At 67.9% G+C, this 20,865-nt stretch carries 15 protein-coding genes; 3 read left to right on the forward strand and 12 right to left on the reverse strand.

Going from position 1 to position 20,865, the window contains the following annotated elements; translation table 11 throughout:
- Positions 1-16: 16 nt before the first annotated feature.
- The 4 genes from OOB33_RS03325 to OOB33_RS03340 all read right to left on the reverse strand — a co-directional run bounded on the left by OOB33_RS03325 (position 17) and on the right by OOB33_RS03340 (position 7,839).
- Positions 17-2,656 carry a zinc-dependent metalloprotease gene (locus OOB33_RS03325; protein WP_271007656.1) on the reverse strand — a complete coding sequence of 880 codons (2,640 nt, stop codon included), beginning with the start codon at positions 2,654-2,656 and terminating at the stop codon, positions 17-19.
- 171 nt (positions 2,657-2,827) lie between these two features.
- Positions 2,828-6,139: a TonB-dependent receptor gene (locus OOB33_RS03330; RefSeq protein ID WP_271007657.1), complete on the reverse strand. Its 3,312-nt coding sequence runs from the start codon at positions 6,137-6,139 to the stop codon at positions 2,828-2,830.
- A gap of 120 nt (positions 6,140-6,259) precedes the next feature.
- Positions 6,260-7,303, reverse strand: a complete 1,044-nt coding sequence (locus tag OOB33_RS03335) for a FecR family protein (RefSeq protein ID WP_271007658.1) — start codon at positions 7,301-7,303, stop codon at positions 6,260-6,262.
- Complete coding sequence (locus tag OOB33_RS03340; RefSeq protein ID WP_165794647.1) at positions 7,300-7,839, reverse strand: RNA polymerase sigma factor; 540 nt, start codon at positions 7,837-7,839, stop codon at positions 7,300-7,302. Before OOB33_RS03340 ends, OOB33_RS03335 begins: the two co-directional genes overlap by 4 nt.
- Positions 7,840-7,885: 46 nt before the next feature.
- Between OOB33_RS03340 and pyrF the strand changes: the two genes are divergently transcribed.
- Complete coding sequence (gene pyrF, locus OOB33_RS03345; RefSeq protein ID WP_102768887.1) at positions 7,886-8,650, forward strand: orotidine-5'-phosphate decarboxylase; 765 nt, start codon at positions 7,886-7,888, stop codon at positions 8,648-8,650.
- On the opposite strand, the gene OOB33_RS03350 is transcribed toward pyrF, so the two are convergent.
- The 4 genes from OOB33_RS03350 to proC all read right to left on the reverse strand — a co-directional run bounded on the left by OOB33_RS03350 (position 8,635) and on the right by proC (position 11,927).
- The gene (locus tag OOB33_RS03350) at positions 8,635-9,678 is read right to left on the reverse strand and encodes a Gfo/Idh/MocA family protein (protein WP_271007659.1); all 1,044 of its coding nucleotides are present in this window, start codon (positions 9,676-9,678) and stop codon (positions 8,635-8,637) included. The genes pyrF and OOB33_RS03350 overlap by 16 nt on opposite strands.
- Positions 9,679-9,698: 20 nt before the next feature.
- Positions 9,699-10,433, reverse strand: a complete 735-nt coding sequence (locus OOB33_RS03355; RefSeq protein ID WP_207795971.1) for a hypothetical protein — start codon at positions 10,431-10,433, stop codon at positions 9,699-9,701.
- A gap of 42 nt (positions 10,434-10,475) precedes the next feature.
- Positions 10,476-11,048, reverse strand: a complete 573-nt coding sequence (locus OOB33_RS03360) for a chorismate--pyruvate lyase family protein (protein ID WP_165794645.1) — start codon at positions 11,046-11,048, stop codon at positions 10,476-10,478.
- A gap of 63 nt (positions 11,049-11,111) precedes the next feature.
- The gene (gene proC, locus OOB33_RS03365) at positions 11,112-11,927 is read right to left on the reverse strand and encodes a pyrroline-5-carboxylate reductase (RefSeq protein ID WP_102768884.1); all 816 of its coding nucleotides are present in this window, start codon (positions 11,925-11,927) and stop codon (positions 11,112-11,114) included.
- Between the two features lie 187 nt (positions 11,928-12,114).
- On the opposite strand from proC, the gene OOB33_RS03370 reads away from it, so the two are divergent.
- Positions 12,115-12,816, forward strand: a complete 702-nt coding sequence (locus OOB33_RS03370; protein WP_271007660.1) for a nitroreductase family protein — start codon at positions 12,115-12,117, stop codon at positions 12,814-12,816.
- Here OOB33_RS03370 and OOB33_RS03375 read toward each other — a convergent pair whose 3' ends face one another.
- Both OOB33_RS03375 and OOB33_RS03380 read right to left on the reverse strand, forming a co-directional pair.
- Positions 12,817-15,189 carry a tetratricopeptide repeat protein gene (locus tag OOB33_RS03375; protein WP_271007661.1) on the reverse strand — a complete coding sequence of 791 codons (2,373 nt, stop codon included), beginning with the start codon at positions 15,187-15,189 and terminating at the stop codon, positions 12,817-12,819.
- 361 nt (positions 15,190-15,550) lie between these two features.
- Positions 15,551-16,090: a PEP-CTERM sorting domain-containing protein gene (locus OOB33_RS03380; RefSeq protein ID WP_271007662.1), complete on the reverse strand. Its 540-nt coding sequence runs from the start codon at positions 16,088-16,090 to the stop codon at positions 15,551-15,553.
- A gap of 252 nt (positions 16,091-16,342) precedes the next feature.
- Between OOB33_RS03380 and OOB33_RS03385 the strand changes: the two genes are divergently transcribed.
- Entirely contained in the window at positions 16,343-16,900 is a 558-nt protein-coding gene (locus OOB33_RS03385; protein ID WP_271007663.1) for a hypothetical protein, read from the forward strand.
- Here OOB33_RS03385 and OOB33_RS03390 read toward each other — a convergent pair.
- On the reverse strand, positions 16,882-18,060 hold the full coding sequence (locus OOB33_RS03390) for a vanadium-dependent haloperoxidase (RefSeq protein WP_271007664.1): 1,179 nt from the start codon (positions 18,058-18,060) through the stop codon (positions 16,882-16,884). The genes OOB33_RS03385 and OOB33_RS03390 overlap by 19 nt on opposite strands.
- A gap of 152 nt (positions 18,061-18,212) precedes the next feature.
- Entirely contained in the window at positions 18,213-19,898 is a 1,686-nt protein-coding gene (locus tag OOB33_RS03395) for a S8 family peptidase (RefSeq protein ID WP_271007665.1), read from the reverse strand.
- Positions 19,899-20,865: the final 967 nt, after the last annotated feature.

Genomic DNA, 20,865 nt, shown 5'->3' on the forward strand with positions numbered 1-20,865 from the left:
CCTGCCAGGCTGGGGCTCAGTGGCGGTGGCCGTGCTTGGCGCTGAGGCTCGGTTCCGGCGATTCGGGCCAGAAGCCCACAACCGACAGATCCTGCCAGCAGGCGGCCGCTGCCGCGTCCTCATGCCAGCCGCGGCCCGTGGCCTGACCCTTGGCCTGAGCAGCTTGCAGCGGGTCCAGGGCCTTGGCGCTGGCATCGGCCAGCTCGGCCCAGTGGCCACGCGCCACGCTGTCGCGGGCGCTGCCGGCGGCGCTGGCAAAGCGCTGGCTCAGGCGCTTGAGCTCGGCGCGGATCTGGGCGCGGCCGTCGTCCATGCCGGCCGCTTCACCGAGGCGTGAGGCCAGCAGCTCGACGTAGGAGCGCTGCAGATTGCGGCGCGCGGCCTGCGGGCTGCTGCCCTGGGCCAGCTCACCGAGGACACCGCCGCGCAGATCGGCCAGCAACTGCTCGACGCGGTAGGCGCGCTCGCCGAGCGCGCTCTCCTGGCCTTGCAGTCGCACCAGGCGCGAGCGATCGAGCAGGTGGCTGAGCATGCCGCGCTGCAGGTTCAGCAAGGCGCCGCTGGGCAGGGACGGGGTCAGGCGCTCGACCACGGCGGGCTCGAACAACCAGCTCGGGGTCTTGAACAGCTGCTCGTTGATCAGGGCCACGGCGCGCGCTTGCTGGGCCTTGCTGGCCGGCTGGCTGATGGCACCGGCTTGCGAGCCATGCTTGTTCTGGTAGTCATAACCGCCCACCAGCGCGGCCACATGGCCCAGCTCATTGCGCCACTGGCCCCAGACGGCCTTGTACAGCTCTTCCAGATCGCGGTCGCTCTCGCCGGCGCGCAAGGCCATCTTGGGCAGGTTCTTGACAATGCGCTGCAGGTTCTTGGTGCCCAGCTCGGTGGCCCTCACCGCGTCGGCATCGCCCACGGCCTCCATCACCACGCCGTAGTCGCCATCGCCCTTGGGCGACTGGAAGCGCAGCCAGGGCTTGCCATCCTGCTCACGCGCCCAGGCGTCCAGCACCGGCTTCTCGGCGGCCGGCGTGCTGGCCGTCGGGATGGGGGTGTAGCCCCATTGGGTGGCGTAGATGTCGTAGGGGCCGACCTTGGGGATCAGGAGGGCCGGATCGATCTTGTCCTCGGGCTGGACCACATAGTTCATGCGGCTGTAGTCCATGATGGAGGAGACATGGCCCATGGTGGACAGCCACTTCGCATCGCGCAGCTTCTCGAAGGGGTACTGCGAGCTGGCCTTCATATTGTGCTGAAAGCCCAGCGAGTGGCCGACCTCATGCGTCACCACATAGGCCACCAGATCGCCCATCAAGTCATCAGGCAGGGGCAGCTGCTGGGCGCGCGGATCGACGGCACCGGCCTGCGTGATGTACCAGTCACGCAGGATCTTCTGGATGTTGTGATACATCACGATGTTGGCGTTCAGGATCTCGCCGCTGCGGGGGTCGCTGAGGTGCGGGCCGTAGGCGTTCGGGATGGACGAGGGCACCCAGCGGATGATGCTGTAGCGCACGTCCTCGGGGTCGAACTCGGGGTCTTCTTCCTTGCTCGGGAAGGGCCGGGCCTGCACGGCATTCTTGAAGCCGGCGGCCTCGAAAGCCACATTCCAGGCCTCGATGCCCTTCTTGACGTAGGGCACCAGGGCGGTCGGCGTGCTCTTGTCGATGTACCAGACGATGGGCTTGACCGGCTCGCTCAGGGCCGCCGCCGGGTCCTTCTTTTCCAGGCGCCAGCGGGTGATCAGGCGCTCGCGCTCGACGCCATGGCGGTCGCTGCCGAAATCGGTGCGGCTGACATAGAAGTAGCCGATGCGATCGTCCATCAGGCGCGGCATCATGGCCGGCTCGGGCAGCTCCACCAGGCTGTAGGCCAGGTTCATGGTGGCCGAGCGGGCCGGGAAATGCGGCGGCGCCTTCATCGGGCCCATGGGCGTCTGGACCATGGCCGGGGCGCTGTAGGTGTGGACGGCGTCGATGCGCAGGCTGCCCGGGAAGGCGCGGCTGCTTTCCACAAAGCTGCGCGAGGCATCGAGCGAGGTGCCCTGGATCAGGCGGCGGGCGCTGAAATCACCGACCTCGGAGGTGAACAGGCGGCTGACCTCGATCACCGGCGCGCCATCGGCCGCGAAGCTCTCGACATTGAAGGCCAGCAGGATGGCGTCGCGCTGCGAGTCGCGCACCGCCTCGGCATTGGGCCGGTCCGAGCCCGAGACGAAGGCATGGTCCACCGCATGGAAGTAGACCTTGTTGCCCTTGAGGCTGAAGCGCACCACCTCCTGGTTGAGCGACTTGCCGACATGGTCCACATCGGAGGGCACGGCGGTGGCATTGGCCACCATCAGCAGCTGCTTGTCGAGCAGCTTCTTGGGAATCTCGAAGTACAGCTTTTGCTTGACGCTGTGCAGGGTGATCAAGCCCTTCTGGGTCTTGGCCTCCTTGGTGATCACCTTGTCGTAGGGCTTGGGCTCGAGCGCGGCCTCGGGGCCGGCCGGGGCGCCTGGCTTGGCCGCGGCTGCGGCGGCATCAGCAGCAGCCGCCGGCGTCGGGGTGGGCGCGGGTGCGTCCTGGGCCAGGGCGCTGCTGCTCAGGGCCAGGCCGGCGGCCAGGGCCAGCAGGCTGCGCGCGAAGGGAGAGTGGGTGGGGTGTGAGTGCTTCATGGTTGGGGCAGGCAGGGGTGGGGAGAGAAATCAAAGGGTGCGCCCGGTCTCGCCCGCAAGGCGCCGGCCTGTTCTGGGCGGCCACCTCGGGGTTGGGGCTGGGGGCTTGGGCTTGGAGCGGGGTGGTCTGCGGGCCGCGCCGGCGCACGGCAGCAGCCCGAGGGCTCCGCGTTAGAAGCGTTTGCGCAGGGTGAAGGTGTAGCGCAGCATGCGCGGGTCGACGCTGCCGTTGACATTGCCCGTGGGGCTCAGCGGCGGGGCGGTGTCCAGCGCATTGATCAGGCCGAAGGAAAGCCGCGTGTTGTGCAGCCAATGGCCGAGCCAGCCCTCGCGGTCGTGCAGCCCGCCGGTGCCGAAGTCGTACCAGACATTGGTGTTGAACTGCTGTGTCTTGGGGTAGTCGACCACGGGCGGGAACAGGCTGACCGGGAAGCCAGCCTGGCGGATCATGGTCACGCTGGCGCCCAGGCCACGGTAGCTCCAGCTCAGGCTGCTGACCGAGCGGGTCGGGCGCAGCCGGGCCGAAACGTAGGGGCTGGGCGTGGCAGCCGGTGTGGCCATGCTTTCCAGGCGATCGGTCTTGGTGATCTTGCTGGTCAGGATGAACTCGCCCCAGCTGGTGTTGCGCTGGAAGCGCAGCGCGTAGTCGTAGCCCGAGCTGCGGAACTTGGCGATGTTCATGGAGCTGTTGTCCACCCCGTTGATGCGGCCCACGGTGTAGCCGGCGGCGGCATCTGCGGCGCTCAGCGGCGCGCGCGTGTAGGTCTCGGGGAAGTAGAGCAGGCGCTCCTGGCGGGTCAGGCTGCCGACGCGATCGAGGATCTCCGACTGCCAGCGGTCCACCGACAGCGAGAAGCCCTTGGCCGCCTCCCAAGGGGCCTCGAACACCAGGCCGATATTGCGGTGGGTGGAGGTTTCGGGCTTGAGATTGGGGTTGCCGCCCACGGTGGTGGGCAGCACGCCGACAAAGGCCTCGTTTTTGCGGTAGGTATCGATCAAGGCGCTGCTGCCGGTGGCGGGCACGCTCTGGTTGCTGACAAAGCGCGGCCGCGTGATGTCGATCAGATAGGGCACCCGAAAGGCCTCGTTGTGCGAGGCGCGCAGGGCCAGCCAGGCCGTGGGCTTGAAGAGCAGGCCGTACTGCGGCTTGGTGGCGGCACCGAAGTCGTTGTAGTGGTCGCGCCGCATCGCACCGGTGACGGTCAAGGTGTGGGCAAAAGGCAGGCGCAGATCGGACTTGGTGGACAGCAGCGGGATCGCCACTTCCAGGTACTGCGCATCGACCTTGCGGTCCTGCTTGGGCTCGGCCGCCTCAGACCCGTTGGACAGGGTCGAGCTGTTGAAGAACTTGACCGATTCGACACGCTGCTCGGCCCCCAGGGCCAGATTGACCGGGCCGGCAGGCAGCTGCCAGATCGGGCCGTCCAGCGCCAGCGCCGTGCTGCGGGTGCGCGGCTGGTCCTGGCGCGCATCTTGGAAATACAGGGCCTCGAGCACACCCGTCGCATTGGGGCCCTTGCCCGTGCCCTGCAAGGCCAGGCTGTCGTGCAGCAGCACCGGTTTGCTGGCGCTGTTGATGGCGGCGGTCAGCTTGCTGCCGTCGAACTGGTAGACACCCTCGGGGAGCTCGGGGTTGCTGCGCGCATCAGCCAGGCTGAAGTGATAGCGCCAATCCCCGGGCAGATCGCCGCGCACACCCAGGGTGGTCGATTGCTGCGAATAGCGATAGTGGCGCGCCGGTGTGCCCTGCTCCCACAGGTACTTGTCCACCATGATGGGCACGCCAAAGGGGTTGCCCGGATAGCCGGCGGGGATGCGGGTGTTCAGACGCACCGGATCGCCGGGCGCCTCCGATTCATTGCGCGACCAGTTGTAGCTGGCATACAGCGTGGCCCAGGGGGCGAACTGGTAGTCGGCATACAGATTGGCCACCTTGCGGGTGTAGGGGTTGATCGCGTTCAGGTACTTGGCCGCGTCATAACGCTCGGTTGCGGCGGCGCCGGCGAAGTCCTTGACCGTGGCTGTGCTGCCATTGGCGCCGGCAGGAATGAAGGCCGTGGACGCCCCGATGCCCGGCAGCTGGCCGCTGACCGCGCTGACCATGCCGCCAATGGGCGCGTTGTTCCTGGTGTTGTCCGCGCCACCCCAGGGGCGGCGGTCGTCCGAGGCCAGCCACTCGCGGTCGCGCAGGGCCAGCGCGTTCTGCTGCTCGACGGACAGCATGCCGCGCGCCGAGAAGCTGCCCTTGCGGAAGGCATGGCTCAGCGCCAGGCGGTCATTGGCCGCATCGCGATCGACGGTGTTGTCACGCGCGTACTCGAGCTCGGTGCCCGAGTAGCGCTTGCGGGTGATGATGTTGACCACGCCGCCCACGGCATCGGCGCCGTAGATGGCGCTGCCGCCGCCGAGCAGCACTTCCACGCGCTCGATGGCCGACATCGGGATGCCGGTCGCCTCATAAGCCTCGGCCACGGTGCGCGAGCCGGTCTTGGGCAGGCGCATGCCATCGACCAGGATCAGGGTGTTGCCGGCGCCCAGGCCGCGCAGGTCGAAGAGCAGGCGGCCGTCCGGCGCGCCGCGCGAGCTGTTGCCGTCAAAGCTGGCCGAAGCGCCGACCGAGAGCTGCGGGATCAGATTGCGCAGCTCGGCCAGGGTGGTGACGCCGGAGCGCTCGATCTCCTGGCGCGTCAGCACCGTGACCGGATTGACGCCCTGCTCGCCGAGGATGGAGCGCAGGTGCGAACCCGTGACCTCGACGCGACCGATGGTCTCCAGGCGCCGCACCACATACTCGCCGGTGGCCACTTGCACGCCCACGGCCAGGCGGGTGTCTGCCAGTAGGCGCTGAAAGGCCTGCAAGGTGGTGAACTCGCCACTGATGCGGTTGGTGCGCACGCCGCTGAGTTCGTTCTCCTTGAAGCTGACCGAGACCCCGGCCAGGCGCGCCGCCTGCTGCACCGTCTCCAGCGCATCACCGGCGGCCAGGTCAAAGCTGTGCACGCGGGTGGCGGCTTCGGCCAGCACCGGCGCCGGGCGGCGCGGCTCAGGCGTCTCGGCGCTGTCGCCGCCGCGGCCCAGCTCGGCAGCGGCCGAGGCGGCCGACGCGCGCGGGCCCGGCGCCGGGCCACCGGCAGCCCGCAGCGTAGCGGCGTTAGGGCCGGTGTCGATGATCTGCAGGCCGCTGCCTTCCAGCAGGCGGGCCAGCGCCTCACGCGGGCTCATCACGCCGCTGACGGCCTTGCTGTTGAGGCCGCGCAGCAGCTCGGGGGCGTAGAGCAGCTGGAAGTTCAGCTGCTTGACGAAGGCCTGCAAGGCCTGCGCGGCCGGCTGGGCGGGAATCTCGATGGCCTGGGGCTTGGCGGCGGCGGCGGCGGCATCGGCGCCAGCCGCAGGCTGGGCTTGAGCCTGGGCCGGCAGCTGCAGCGCCAGGGCGGCGGACAGGGCCAGGGGACGGAGGTCAAAAGAACGGAATCGGGGCTGCAAGATCAGGGCTCCAAAAGACAAGGTGGTTCGGGCGTCGCGCACAACTGCTGTGTCGACGCGCCAACGATCACCCCCCCCCAAAGGACAAACCCTGATATCGGTTTTCCGCGCTAGCAAATGTCAAATTCGACTGATGCGCCAGCGCTGGTCCTGCAGCGTCACCTTGAGGCCGAAGCCCTGCTCCAGGCTGCGCAGGAACACGGCCACATCGCGCGTGGCAAAGGCACCCGAGATGCGCAGATCCTGCAGCGTCGGGTCGGCCAGCTCGATGGGCTCGGCGCTGTAGCGGTTGACCTCTTCCAGCGCCAGACCCAGGCTGCTGTTGTCGAAGACGATGCGGCCCTGCTGCCAGGCCAGCTTGCGTTCCAGCTCGGCCGGTGTGGCCAGCGAGAGCTGGGTCTGGCGCAGCTGGTCCAGCGCCACCTGGCCCGCACCCAGGCGCAGGGGTTGGGGATCAGGCTCACCCTCGGCCTTGGCCGCCTTGCGCAGCTCGACCACACCCTCGTAAACCGTCACCTCGACGCTGCCGTCGCGGTGGCGCTGCACCAGGAAGCGCGTGCCCACGGCCCGCACCACGGTGTGGCCGGCCACCACCTCGAAAGGCCGGCTCTTGTCCTTGGCCACCTCGAACAGACCCACGCCCCGCTCCAGCACCACGCGCCGGCGCGACTCGCCGTAGACCACGCCCAAGGACGAGGCGGCATTGAGCTCGGTGCGCGAGCCATCCGGCAGCAGCAAGACCTGCTGCTGCCCCACCGGCGTGGCGTGATTGGCGGCGAACTGGCGCTCGGGCGGCGCCTCGGCCCAGGGCTGACGCAGCATCAGCACCAGCAGCAGGCAGGCGCCCGCCAGGCCACCGACGGCCGAGGCCCAGAGCCAGGGGCGGCGGGGCCGTGCCGCGCGCGCCGGGGCCGGCTGGGCCGGTGCTTCAGGGAAGCGCGCCTGACCGGCCGCCGCCCAGATCAGCGCGTGCTCATCGAGCAGGCGGGCATGGGCCGGATCGCGCGCCAGCCAGTCCTTGAGCTGCTGTCGCTCCGCCGCGCCGAGCTCGCCGGCGTCGATGCGCACCACCCAGCGGCGCGCCTCCTCGGCCGGATCGGCCTGGCGCCCGAAGGGCAGCACCTGGCCTTCGGCCGGTGTCGGCAGGTCGGGGCTGTGGCTCATCGGCGCTGGCCCTCCCGGCGCTGCTGCTGCTGCTGAAGCTCGCCATCATGTTCGGCCATGGCCTCGTGACAGAGCTGCAAGGCACGCGTGATGTGGCGCTCCACCGTCTTGGGCGAAATGTCCAGGCGGCGCGCAATCTCGGCGTGCGAGAGATTGTCGACCTTGCGCATGCGAAACACTTCCAGGCATTTGGGCGCCATGCGCGCCATGGCCGCTTCCACGGCCGCCACGCGCTGACGTTGTTGGATCAGGGCTTCCACACTGGGCCCCGTGTCCTCAACGCGCAAGTCGTCCCATTCCCCCACAGCGTCGGTGGCGCGAGCGATGCGCTTGCGCAGCTCCGTCAAAGCCAGATTGCGCGCCACCGTGTAGAGCAAGGCCTCGCTGACCGGTGTCTGCTCGCCCAGCTCGGCGGCATAGACGCGCAAGAACGCCTCCTGCGACACCTCGGCCGCCTCATCGGCATTGCCCAGCAGGCGCTGAACATAACGTTCCAGCAACTTGCGGCGGGCGCGGTAGATGTCGAGAAGGCTCATGGGGCGGCGACTATATGCCATCCCGGATGCCGGGCCACAATGCGGCATGCACAGCTCGCCCTGGCCGCTCGACGAGGCCCTGATCCTCGCCCTTGACGTCGATTCCGAAGCCCAGGCCCAGCGTGTGCTCGCCCGTCTCGGCGGCGGGCCGCGGGCGCTGAAGATCGGTTTGCAGACCTTGTGCAGCGTCGGCCCGGCCTGGGTGGCACAACTCCGGGCGCAAGGCCACCGCCTGTTTCTCGACCTCAAGCTGCACGAGATTCCAAACTCGGTGGCGGCCGGCGTGCGCGCCGCCGGGCGCCTGGGTGCCAGCCTGGTGACCGTGCACGCTTCGGCCGGCAGCGCCGTGCTGCGCGCCGCGGTCGCCGCCGCCGAGGAGTTTCCGCAGCTCCAGGTCCTGGCCCTGACCGTGATCACCAGTCTGCGCGACACCGATTTGCCCGAGATCGGCCTGCCCGCGGCGGTGGATGCGCAGGTGCTGCGCCTGGCGCTTCTGGCGGCCGACTGTGGCTGCCATGGCATCGTCGCCTCGGCGCAGGAGCTGCCTTTGCTTCGCCCGGTTCTGCCCGCCCACCTGCTGCGCGTGACACCCGGCATCCAGCTGCCCGGCACCGCCGCCAACGACCAGGCCCGCGTCGTCAGCCCCGCCCAGGCCGCCGCCGCAGGCGCCAGCCACATCATCCTGGGCCGCAGCATCAGCCAGGCGACCGACCCGGCTGAAGCTTGGGCGCAGGCGCGGGCTGAGTTTGCTAGAGGATGGCTTGCCGCGACAGGACCCGAGGTATCGGGACCACCTCAGTCGAAGGGGTAGCGCACGCCCACCTGGGTGCGCAAGGCGTCCATCCAGGCCAGGGTGGCCAGGGTTTCGGACAGCGGCATCTGGGGGCTCTCGGTCAGGCCGGCGCGCAGGCAACGGCTGACTTCGAGGATTTCGCCTTCAAAACCGTTGATCTGGAAAGGCAGGTGCACGGTCTGTGGCGCCTGGCCGGCCAGGGTCAGGCGGGCCTCGGTGGCTTCCCAGAACTGCTGGGGCAGCTCGATCAGGCCGCGCTCGCCAAAGATGCGCAGGCCGTTGTCGGCCATGCCATCGAAGGCACAGACGAACTGCGAGCTGATGCCACCGGGGAAATGCAGGGTGGCGGCCAGGCGCTGGTCCACGCCGGTGGGCGCCAGCACCGCCTGCGCCTCCATCCGCAGCGGCTCGGGGCATGCGCCCAGCGCCTGCTGCAAGACCCAGCGCGTCATGCTGAGGTTGTAGATGCCGATGTCCAGCAGCGCGCCGCCGGCCAGGGCCGGGTCGAAGCAGCGGCTCTGGGCATCGAAAGGAATGGAGAAACAAAAGCTGGACTGGACGCCTCGCAGCGGCCCGATCAGGCCGGCCTGCAGCCATTGCTGCACTTGGGCGTAAACGGGCAGAAAGCGGGTCCAGAGCGCTTCCATCAGAAAGGCCTGGCGCGCTTGCGCCAGGGCCAGCAAGGGCCGGGCCTGGGCAAGACCCGGCACCAGCGGCTTTTCACAGAGCACGGCCTTGCCGGCCTGCAAAGCCGCGGCCACCGCCTCGCCATGCTGGGCATGGGGCGTGGCGATGTAGACGGCGTCGATGTCGGGGCTGCTGAGGGCGGCGCGCAGCTGTGCCTCGCCCGCGGCCTGCTGCAGGCGCGGCTCGGGCCGGCCCGCAGCGCGGTGGGCCGAGGCAAAGGACCGCGCCCGGGCCAGGTCACGGCCCAGGATCAGGCTCAGCTCTTGATCGGGCAGGCCCTGCAGGGCCTGAACGAAGCGCCCGGCGATATTGCCGGGGCCGACCACCGCCCAGCGCAGGGCTGGCTGCGCCTCGCTCACGGGCGGCTCAGCACCGGCGCTCAGGCGCGCGCAGCGGCTTTGCCGGCGGCCTTGCGGGCGACGGGCTTGACCGGAGCTTTTGCCGCCGCCTTCACTGCTGTCGTCTTGGCAGCGGGCTTGGCAGCGGGCTTGACGGCCTTGGGAGCGGCCTTCGGTGCAGCCTTGGCGGCCGGCTTGGCCTTGCTGGCCTTGCTGGCCTTGGCCGCCGGAGCCGCCGCCAGGATGGACTTCAGCTGCTCCTTCAGGACCTTGGCCTCGGCGCGCTTGGCGCGGGTGGCCGCGCGTTGGTAGGCTTCTTCGGCCGATTCACGCAGGGCCACGGCCTTGGCCAGGGCGGCTTGGTACTTCTCCACCGTGTAGGTGTTCTCGGTGCCGATGTAGACGCTGCGGCCGCGCGGCGCGCCGCCAAAACGCGGCAGAGACACGGCAAAGCTGCAGTCGCGGACGCGGCTGCTGGCACGTTGACGAACGATGGGGCCGGAGATACCGACCGGCAGACCACTGCCCTTGTTGCCGCTGGGGCGGCGTTGCAGGCGCGAGGGCGCCGGCATGGTGGCAATGCGGCTCAGCAAGGCCTTGGTAGCCTCTGCCAGCGCTGCGGCGGCGCCGCTGCCATCTTGCGAGTGGTCAGAGAAAAGTTTGGTGCCGCCATAACGCAGCTGCCAACCGTGCGTCGACTGGTGGTCGATACGCTGAATACATTGCGGCACTGCGAAGCGCTGGCCGCTGAAAATGACGACGTCACGAGTTTTCATGAGATTCCTCAAAACAGCTGATGAACCTCCCTACCTTTTATTCTAGGGCCTATTGTTACGCCTCTTTACACACCTAACGCGACCAACTGTCGGCATATTTCCGGCCAGTTCCGGCACAAATAGCTCCATCACCCGTAACTGAGCGCCGCAGCGGCTGAAAACAGAGTTGCGTGACCACAACATTTGAGCCGATGCGGGGCTGCCCGTGGCGGCCAACCACTGCTTTTGCATCTGCCGGCGGGTGTGACCATGGCGGGACAGGCGGCGCGGCTGCAGCTCGCTGCGCCGCACCCGGGGGTCGGCATAGAGCAAATTGGCCAGCGGGCGCGGGCCCAGGCCCTTGAGCGCACGCCATGGGCCGGCCAGGGCGCTCTGGTGCAGGCTGGAACGGGCCCAGACCAGGGGCCGGCCATCGACGCTGAGAATGACCTCGCGCACCACCGTGCAGCCGCGGCGCGGCAGGCCCAGGGCCTTGAGCTCGGCCGCCCGCAGCGGCGCAGTGCGCTGGCTCAGCACCGTCACCTCGAAACGTTCACCCAGGCGCGCCAGGCGCCGGCTCAGCGAACCCGGCGCATGCAGCCATTTGCGCAAACTGTCGCGGCTGGCTATGCCCAAGATGCGGTCCTCAGGCCCGGCGACAGGGGCCGGCGCGTGTTGGGGGTCAGGTCCTGCACCGGCTCAGCCCGCAAATTCGTCGCCCAGCTCACGGGCCCGCTGCTGCGCCGCCCGCACGGCCCGCTGGACTGCAGCGCCGACCTGGTCGGCCTGCAGGCTGCTGATGGCCGCAAAGGTGGTGCCGCCCTTGGAGGTGACCCGCTCGCGCAGCACGGTGGGCGATTCGCTCGACGCCAGGCCCAGGGCGGCGGCACCGCCGCAGGTGGCCAGGGCCAGCTCGCGGCCCTGGGCTTCGCTCAAGCCCATGTCCACCGCCGCGGCCGTCATGGCCTCGACGATGTAGAAGAAGTAGGCCGGGCCCGAGCCCGACAAGGCGGTGACGGCGTCCAGATCCGCCTCGGCCTCGACCCAGAGGCTGCGGCCGGTGGGCGCCAGCACCTGCTCGACCCGGGCGCGGTCTTCGGCCGACACGGCAGCGCGAGCGAACAGGCCGGCGATGCCCTGGCCGATCAGGGCCGGGGTGTTGGGCATGGCGCGGACGATGCGCTCACTGCCGGTCTTGGCCGCCAGGGTGTCGCTGCGGATGCCGGCCATCACCGACAGGTGCAGGGCGCCCTGAAGCAGGCCGGCCAGCGGCGCGGCCGCCTCCCCGAACAGCTGGGGCTTGACGGCCCAGACCACCAGGCTGGCCTCGGCCAGGCTGGGCTCGGCCGCCGCCAGCACATGGAGGCCGGGGAAATCCGTCTGCAGACGGGCGCGCTGCGGCTCGTAAGGCTCGACCACCCAGACCCGGTCCGGCTTGAGCCCGGCGCGCAGCAAACCGCCGATGATGGCGCTGGCCATATTGCCGCCGCCGATGAAAGCAATGGGAGAACTCATGGCGCTTGCCGCCTTGTATCGATGGAAGGGATGAAGTGTAGGCCGGGCTCGGGCCGACTCAGGCCGAGCCCCGATGGTCAAGCCGCAGGCGCCCCGCTAGGCTCTCCGGGTCGTTCGCCTCGCCCCGGCTGCATGCGCAGCCGATCCACAGTCCAAACCCCGAGGCGCGACGGAGGAGAACCCAGCCATGACCGAAACGACGATTCAACAGGAGCGGCCCGCCCCCGCCATGGAGGCCCTGCCCGCTTTCCAGGAGCTGCCGCCCGAACAGATGATCGAGCGCGCCCGCCGCAACTACCAGCAGCTGCTGCGCCGCCGCACCGTGCGCGATTACGACAGCCGGCCCGTGCCGCGCGAGGTGATCGAGCAATGCCTGCTCGCCGCCGGCACCGCGCCCTCGGGCGCCAACCAGCAGCCCTGGCATTTCGCCGTCATCAGCGACCCGACGATCAAGCACCAGATCCGCATCGAGGCCGAGGAAGAAGAGCGCACCTTCTACAACGGCCGCGCGCCCGAGGAATGGCTGCGCGCCCTGGCGCCGCTGGGCACCGATGCCAACAAGCCATTCCTGGAAGAGGCGCCGCTGCTGATCGCCATCTTTGCGCAGAAGTACGGCATCGACGCCCAGGGCGAGCGCTTCAGCCACTACTACGTGCCCGAATCGGTGGGCATCGCCACCGGTTTCTTGATCAGCGCCCTGCACGACGCCGGTCTCGCCACCCTCACCCACACGCCCAGCCCCATGGGCTTTCTGAGCAAGATCTGCGGCCGGCCGGACTCTGAGAAGCCCGTCATCCTGCTGGTCGTGGGCTACCCCAAGCCGGGCTGCCTGGTGCCGGTGCATGGTGGCATCAAGAAGCCGCTGGCGGCGATCAGCAGCTGGTTCTGATCAGGAGCCGCCGGCCAATTGCTCCAGCAGACGCCGCTCCCAGGCCGGCTGCTCGTTGACCGACACCCAGCCCGAGGCCGCGGCGCGGTAAACGTAACGCGGCCCGCTGGCTGCGTCGGCATGGCGCTGACGCAGCGGCGCCCAGCTGGCTGCCGCCTGCTCAGGCCGACCCAGGCGGGCTTGGGCGGCGCCCTGGATGATCAGGGCCAGGTCAGCCCATGGGTCCAGCGCCCGCGCAGCCTCGGCCTGGCGCAGGGCTGAAGCGGCATCGCCGCTCAACAGCGAAGCCCAGGCCTGCAGCGCCAGCACGCCGGCGTCCTTGGGGTCCAGCAACGCGGCTTCCTTGAGCTGGGCACGAGCGGGCTCCAGCCGGCCGGCGCGCAAAAGATCGCGGGCCAGATCGCGGCGCAGCTCCACCAGGCCGGTGCGCAGGCGCAAGGCCTGCTCGTAAACGGCAAAGGCCTCGTCCCAGCGCTCGGCCTGGGCCAGGGCGGCGGCCTTGCCCCAGAGGGCCTCGGGGCTGTCGCCCTGGTAGGCCAAGGCCGACTCGAACGCGGCCAGGGCCGGCGCCGCCGCGCCCAGGCGCAGCTGGTGGGCGCCCAAGGCCATGTCCACCCGCTGGCGGTCTTCGCCCGTCAAGCCCTGGGCTTGTGCACTGAGTTGGGCCGTCAGCTCGGTCAGGGGCTGGCCGCTGTGCCACAGCGCGTCCAGGACCGAGGTGAGCACGGCGCCGCTGCGCGGATAGCGGCTCTGCAGCTCGGCCGCGAGTTGGTGCACCGCCGCGGCGTCACCGGCCAGCGAGCCACCGTAGAGCGATGCCGTCAGCACCAGCTCGTCCTGCGGCGCCACGGCGCGGGCGCGCTCGAAAAAGCCGCGCGCGGCGGGCAACTCGCCCGACTCCAGCCGGTGGTGGCCGGCGTTGACCAAGGCGATGGGCAGGCTGGCACGGGTGTCGGTCTGATCGAAGAGGCGCTGCACCAGGGCCTGCAGCTCGGGGTCCATGGCCTGCAGGCGCTCACGCACGATCTCGCGCGTGTCGAAGGCATCGCGGCGTGGCGAGTCAAGGGCATTGGCGCCCTCGGCGAAATACTCCCAGACCGAGCCGCCGGCATAACGCGACAGAAACGCGTTCTTGCTGCGCTCATCGCGCAGCTTGGCGCGGCGGTAGAGCTCCTGGATCTCGCGGGCCGTGTCGGCCGTCAGCACGCCGTGGACCTGGTGGCTGAGCTCATGCAGCACGGTGTTGTAGCGCCCGAAGATGGAGCGTTCCACATCCTCGATGCCGGTCACGGTGTTGAAGCCGCCCATGCCGCGCACATCGTCCCAGAGGCGCGAGTCGTAGCCGATGCGCTGGTCCTTGAGCGCTTGCGCGCCGGGGGTTTCGGACAGGCGCATGTCCAGAGGCTTGATGAAGTGCGTGGCGCCGCCCTCGACCAACACCGGAATGAAGGCTTTCCAGGGCGCCAGCGACAGGGCCACGCGCTTTTGATGGCGCGGCGAGAGCTGGGCCCAGTTCAGCACGTAGCGCTCGATGGCGGGCACCTGGGGCATGGGCGTGGCGGCGAAGCGGGCTTCGTCGGCGGCCCGGTGCGGGTCCTGGCGCAGGCGCAGGCCTTCGATGGCCTTGGCCAGCACGGCATGGGCACGGCCATGGCCGGGGCAGCGAACCAAAGCGCTGGCGGCCAGGCGGCGCGCCGCCAGCAGCTCGCCGCGGTCAAAGGCGCGCGCGGCGCGGCGGATCAAGGTGTTGGCGGCGGCAAAAGCGGCCGGTGACTCGGCCGCCAGCTCGCTGTAGTTCTTGCGGGCATAACCATTGCCCAGGTGGTAATGCGCCTGCTCGTGCAAGGGGTCCAGGGCCACAGCACGCTCGGCGGCGGCGACGGCCTCGGCCGTGCGGCCCAGGCGGATCAAGGTCTCGGCCAGGGCCTGCTCGCCATCGGCACTGGGCTGCAGGGACAGCGCCTGCTGGTGCAGTGCGAGGGCGCCATCGTAGTTGCGCTGCTGGTAGGCCAGCTGCCCCTGGCCACGCAAGACCGCAGCCCGCTCGGCCACGCTGCGAGCCTGCGCTTGCGCCCGCTGCAAGCACACCTCGGCCCGGTCCAGCTCGCGCAGATCCAGGGCCAGGCGTGCCGCCGCCAGCAGATCGGCGGCCGTGGCGGCGCTGCCTTCCTCCAGCACCGCCGCCGTGCGCCGCCCCACCTCGGCCAGGTTCTCGCTGGCAAACAACCAGCGGTACATCAGCTCGCCCTCTTCACTGCCCAGCGCCTGCCCGGCCGCATGGCGGCGCAGCAGCGCTTGCAGCTGCGGCCGAGCCGCGCGGTAGTCCTGCTGCTGCAGCTGCTGGCGCAGACGCTGGAGGGCGGGGGCCGACATCGAAGCGCGGCCCGCCGATGGGGACCGGTCAAGCGTCGTCTTGTGAACCGAGGCTTGCGCCGGCTCAGCGCCCATGGGGGCCGCTTGGCTCGCTTGAGCGGCGGCGACAAGAACGAGAACACATGCCAGCGGCACCGGGCGCCGTAGCAGCAAGGAGGTCTTGGGTTTCATCTGCAAATCCGAAGCGGACCAGCCGGCCCGATTCGGCAGCACTGGCAAGGGCGCAAAGCATACGTGGATGCAAGGCTGCTTTGGGCGATGCTCGATCGCACCGCGGCCGCGCAGCGCCAATCAAGCCGCGGGCTTGATCTGAGGCTTGCGAAGCCGGCCCAGCCTGATTGCTTGCTGGGCCGAGTTGGGCTCAGGATTCGACCTTGTGACGGCGCGAGCGTGCGCAAACGGCCGCCAAGCCGGCCAGGGCCAGCAAGCTCAGTGCCGAAGGTTCCGGCACGGCATTGCCGCCTTGCACGGAAATGGCCATGACACCCTGCCCGGCCGGGGCACGCCCGAAATCTCCGCTGAACACATAGCTGCCCGGCCCGAACTGCCAGCTGCCTTGGCTCCAAAGCGCGCGCCCAAAGGCTTCATCGGGCGTGAAAGCCAGCTCGGAATAGTCCTCGGCCACGACATTGGTGGCGCCAAAGTAACTGCCATTGACGCGGAAACCGGTGAACTCGCCCGCCGACAGAAAGTCGGTGATGCGCAAGGTGAAGCTGGTCGAGCTGCTGTAGCTGAACTCCAGCGGCGTGAAGGCATCGTTGAGCCAGGCACCGGAGCCATCGATCACATTGAAGTTGTACCAATCGCCATTTCCGTTCAAGGCCACCGGCCCAGCCAGAACGCTTGCACTGGCGCCCAGCAGCGCAGCAGACAGAAATAGCTTGTTCACGATGTTTCGCATGTCTTCATCCTTCAGCGTGCGAGAAGCGGGGCGGCTGCACGAACTTGAACCATCCAGGCCAATGTGGCCCCAGCCCGCGTGTCGATCCGACCTAGAGGCAAGACCTGACACCATAAGCATGCATCGTAGGATACAAGTTAGGCGATGAACATATCGAATCCACCACCCCCGGTTCACGGGAGGCGCAACGCGCTCATGGCCTTTGTTCTAGGGATGTCCAGCCTTTGCTGGGCGCAATGCCCCAGCCCGGAGATGGCCGCATGGCCCGCACACGCCGAAGGTCAGAGGCACCGTCTGCAATGGCAGGCCGTGCCTGAGGCCGAAGCGTATCTGGTATGGGCCCAGTGGCGGGTTCCGGAGGCGGAGGTCGTGCACACCCTGGAGCAGACGACGAGCGAAGCGGCGCTCGACTTGCCGGGGAGCCCGGAGCCATGGCGCCTGCTGAAGTTGCAGGTGGAGTTGATCAGCCTGTGCAAGGGCGGGCAACGATCCAAGCCGACGGTGCTCAGGCAATTCCAGGGCGACAGCAAGGCCAGCTGCCCTGCCCCGCTGCTGGCCGAAGGGTCGGCGCCTGTTCGCGACAAAGCGCATGCCTTGATTCGGTGGCAGGCGCGTGACCGCGATTCCTTGGCCTTGCGCTGGTCACCGGCCGATGGCGCATCGAGCACAGCGACGACAGAGACGGTGCTGCTCGGACCTTCGCTTCGCTTGCCCCTCGATGGCGCGCCCGCAGGGCCCCTGCTGATCCAGGCCCAGCGCCTGTGCGCAAACAAGCAACGCAGCGCAGCGAGCTACTGGCTGTTGCCCTGAGCGGGCCGGCTCAGCTGCGGCGCCGGCACTTCCAGACAACGCGCACCCACGCGGCGGCCGAGCTCCAAGCCGGCGTCGTTGTCAAAGCGTGGGTGAATGCCGCCCCACAGGCGGGACATGGCCGCCTCGCTGGCCAGGGCCTGCCAGCGCGATGAAGCCTCCGGCAGGAAGTGGCTCAACACCACAGAGGCGGCGCCCGACACCGTGGCGTGGCCCGAGACATAGCCGGGAAACGGCGGCGTGACCACCCAGGGCTGAAAGTCGGGCTGCCATTCGCGCTGAATCGCGCTGACCGGCCGCTCGGTCCAGTACTGCACTTTCACGCGCCAGGCGGCCACCAAGGCATCGTGCATGGCCATGTTCAGACGCGCCAGGAGTTCGTGATGAGCTCGCAGTGGCAGGGGATTGCGCGCCAGATACTCCAGCACCACGGCGTTCCAGACGCCGGGCGGGGTGATGCTGCCGGCGTCCAGGTTCCAACGCTCGGCGGCTGCCTTCTGGGCCTCATTCAGCCGAGCGCGCGCGTCCATGACCTCGCGCATATCGCTCACCCACCGGGTCGAGCCGTAAGCCGGCGGCGGCGGTGGCTGCAAGGCGTCGGTGCCCGCGCACCAGTTCAGCCATTGAGGTGCCTGAGGCTCGGTCGGCTGTTCGGCAAACAGCGGCGGCGTCCGCGCCCACAGCCCGGGCTGCCAGGCGGGCTTGGGCAGGGGGCGGCGCCTGGCGTCGGCGCCATCATGGAGGCTGCGCTGCATCATCTGAGCACTGGCTGCGTGGCTCCATCCACGCAGACGCTCGCGTTCCGCGGGGGCCAGCGCCTGCTCCGCCTGGAGAGCAGGACCTTGCCACTGCGCCTGCGCTTCCTGAGGCAAGAGCCAGGCGGCGGTCTGCGCCAGAGTCTGTGTGGTCAGAGCATTCTGGGCCGCCGGGGTCAGGCTGGCGAGCTCCGCCTCCGCCGGCTCTCCCAGATGCAGGGCCTGCCACTGGGCCACGCGCAAGTAGCTGAAGATGCGTGCGGCACGCAGGGGATTGTGCTGCCGCATGCGCACCACGCGGGCGCTGCTGCGATGGGTCAGATCCTGGACCGACTCGCCCGTGGCCTCGGCGGCGCTCAACAGATTGCCGTCAGCACCGGTCTGGCTTGCTGCCGCGATAGGCACAGCGGGCTGGGCTTGTGCGGAGCTCGACGCACAAACGATGGCAAGGATGGCAAGGATGGCAAGGATGGCAAGGATGGCGAGTATTCGGGAGTGAGGAGGCATGGAAGCGGCAGGATAGCGACTCTTTGATCGCAGCCCGCACGCCGATGTCGCTACGGACATTGGCGGCCCGGCACACGCGGATTGGTGAACCGAATGGAGGTGCTCGCTGTACCACTGCGCCCTTGCGAATCGGTCGCCTTCACAGTGAGGGTCGTGCTCACGGTTTCGCAATAGGGCACGCTGGCGTTCACCCGGGTGCTGCGAGCCTGAGGCGTCTGCAACCTGAACTCTGGATCGCTGACAGTCCATAGATAGCTGTAGGGCCCCTGCCCGTTTGTCACCATGGCCTCTCGGGCGGTTTGACCGAGGCCACCGCTGAAGGCCAGCGACATGATCTCGACCTTGGGCGCAGCCGCCGGATTCCCCGCCGCAACGGCCACGGCCGCAGCAGCGTCCAACAAACCGGCGCCGCAGGAGCTGCAGCTTCCCGGGAAGGCCCGGACAGTACGGAGCAACAGACGCTCAAGATCCCGATCATTGAGATAGGGATTGGCCGCCAGCATCAGTGCCACCACGCCGCTCACATGGGGTGCGGCCATCGAGGTGCCTTGCATGTACTGGTAGGTTTCAGTGGCCGGCCAGTTGCTGCCGCTGTTGTAGGTCGAATAGATGCCTACGCCAGGCGCTGCGAGCGCGATGCGGTAGCCGTAATTGGAGAATGAGGCCTTGTTGCCCTGCTGGTCGGTTGCAGCTACTGCCAACACGCCTGTGCAATTGGCTGGGGTGGCATTCAGCACATCGACATTGTCGTTACCTGCTGAGGCGATGACCAGGGCACCCTGGTTGCGCGCCGTGTTGACGGCATCCTGATAAGTCTGGCCACAACTGCCAGACCCGCCTAGCGAAAGATTGAGGATTTTGGCTGGATAGGGATTCGCCGGAAGACCCCAGACCGGGGCGCCGGACGCCCAGACGATGGCATCGGCGATGTCCGAGGTGTAACCCCCGCATTTGCCCAGCACGCGCAGCGGCAGGATCTTCGCCTGAGGAGCGACACCGGCGATGCCGATGCCGTTGTCGGCAAGCGCCGCGATGGTGCCGGCCACATGGGTGCCATGCCAAGTGCTGTTGGCCGCACCGGCAAACGGCGCCGGGCATTCACCGGCGGCGCGCCAATCGCCTTGATCGCTGGCGTTGGCATCACGGCCATCGCCATCGCGCGCCCTGGACGCATCGCCAATGAAGTCATAACCAGGCAGGAGATTCGCCTGCAAATCAGAGTGGGCCGTGTAGCCGGTATCCAGAACAGCCACGGTCACGCCCTGGCCTCGGCTGCGATCCCAGGCAAAACTCACGCGGATACCAGCCAACGGATCATGGAGGGCCCACAGACTGCCGTAGTACGGATCGGCCGGCGTCCAATGCGGTCGCATGCGCAGGTCTGGTTCGGCGTATTCCACAGTCGGGTCCTCGCGGCGCAATTGGGCAGCGATTTGGGCGACGGTCGCCACATTCAGCGCGCGGTCGAGCTGCAGCACCTGGGCGCCGCGTGCCGTGCGCCGCAAAGGGCGGAGGCTGGCACCGAAGGAGGCCGCAGCATTGAGCGCAGTCCTTTCTTGCGCTGTCGGCAGCGTCGCTGCTTCGCTATTCAGCAAAGCAGGGCTCTTGTATTTGACGATCAGACGATCGGTTGCGGACCATGATTCTTCGCGCTGCTGCGCGACCGCAGCACCCAAGGTACTCAGGAGTGCAAACGCCACACCGGCAGCCTTAAGGACGATTGATTCTTCAGCCATCCCTCTCTCCACAAAAGTAGATTTCAAATCAAACCTAAATCACTGCGCCTAATCCCGCTCAACCCAAACCAAGTAGCATCACCTCTAAATCTCCGCAAACTCAAACTACAGCTCAACTTTTCAAGCAAAGCCCTGATTGACCGTAAACATGGCCGACGCAAATTCAATTGACCCCTCGTCGAGGGCTTAACAAATCCAGCGCTTCCCCTCGATTGACTGGGACATCCCCACAAACTCACAAGTACGCCCTCCGCAAGGAAAACGCCAACCACCATAGTCGCGGGCCCTCTGAAATGGTGCGTCAGGCAAAACATGAAAGCGAATAATTGTGTCTGCCGATTGATATGTCTAGTCTTGCTCGTGCTTTTTGGGCCGGCACCGGAAACACTTAACTTTTAAGACCTGACCATGAGTTCGCTGCGCTGAATTCGCTGAGTTCGCGAGTTCGACCCCGAGTTCCGTCATGAATACTTAGACAAGAGGCTGTGCATTCCGTGCTCACCAATTGTTGCTCTCGTTTAATGGCATCCAATCTTGTGGTCGCCTTTTAAGCCGGAGTCTGAACCCGAATCTCGTGCGCCGGACGACAAGATGAACGCGCCAAAAAGGGCGGCTCCGCGATGCGCGGTAAGAATACGCAGCGCGCCCAGTCACCGGTTAAATAGAGGATGCGCCGGAATCCCGAAGCTTTAGAGGCAGGCAGTGGTTTCAAGTGGCCTTTTTTCAGACAGAGGATGTAGGACAGTCTTCCCGCCTTGCCTTCCACTTGCGCCATAGCCACGGCAGCAACACGAACCATTGAACATAGCCTGCAACGGCACAAGTGAGCGACACGAGTAGCGCATCAGCCATGCCAGCTACGTCAATTCCGACAAGACCCACAATTGCTCCAACCAAAGCACTTGCAATCCACCCACTTGGCATTGCCAAGACAAGCATCAAAAGTCCATGTCGAAGAAGTATCTCG

It is taken from the genome of Paucibacter sp. B51 (assembly GCF_027863535.1).
Classification (GTDB): domain Bacteria; phylum Pseudomonadota; class Gammaproteobacteria; order Burkholderiales; family Burkholderiaceae_C; genus Paucibacter_A; species Paucibacter_A aquatilis.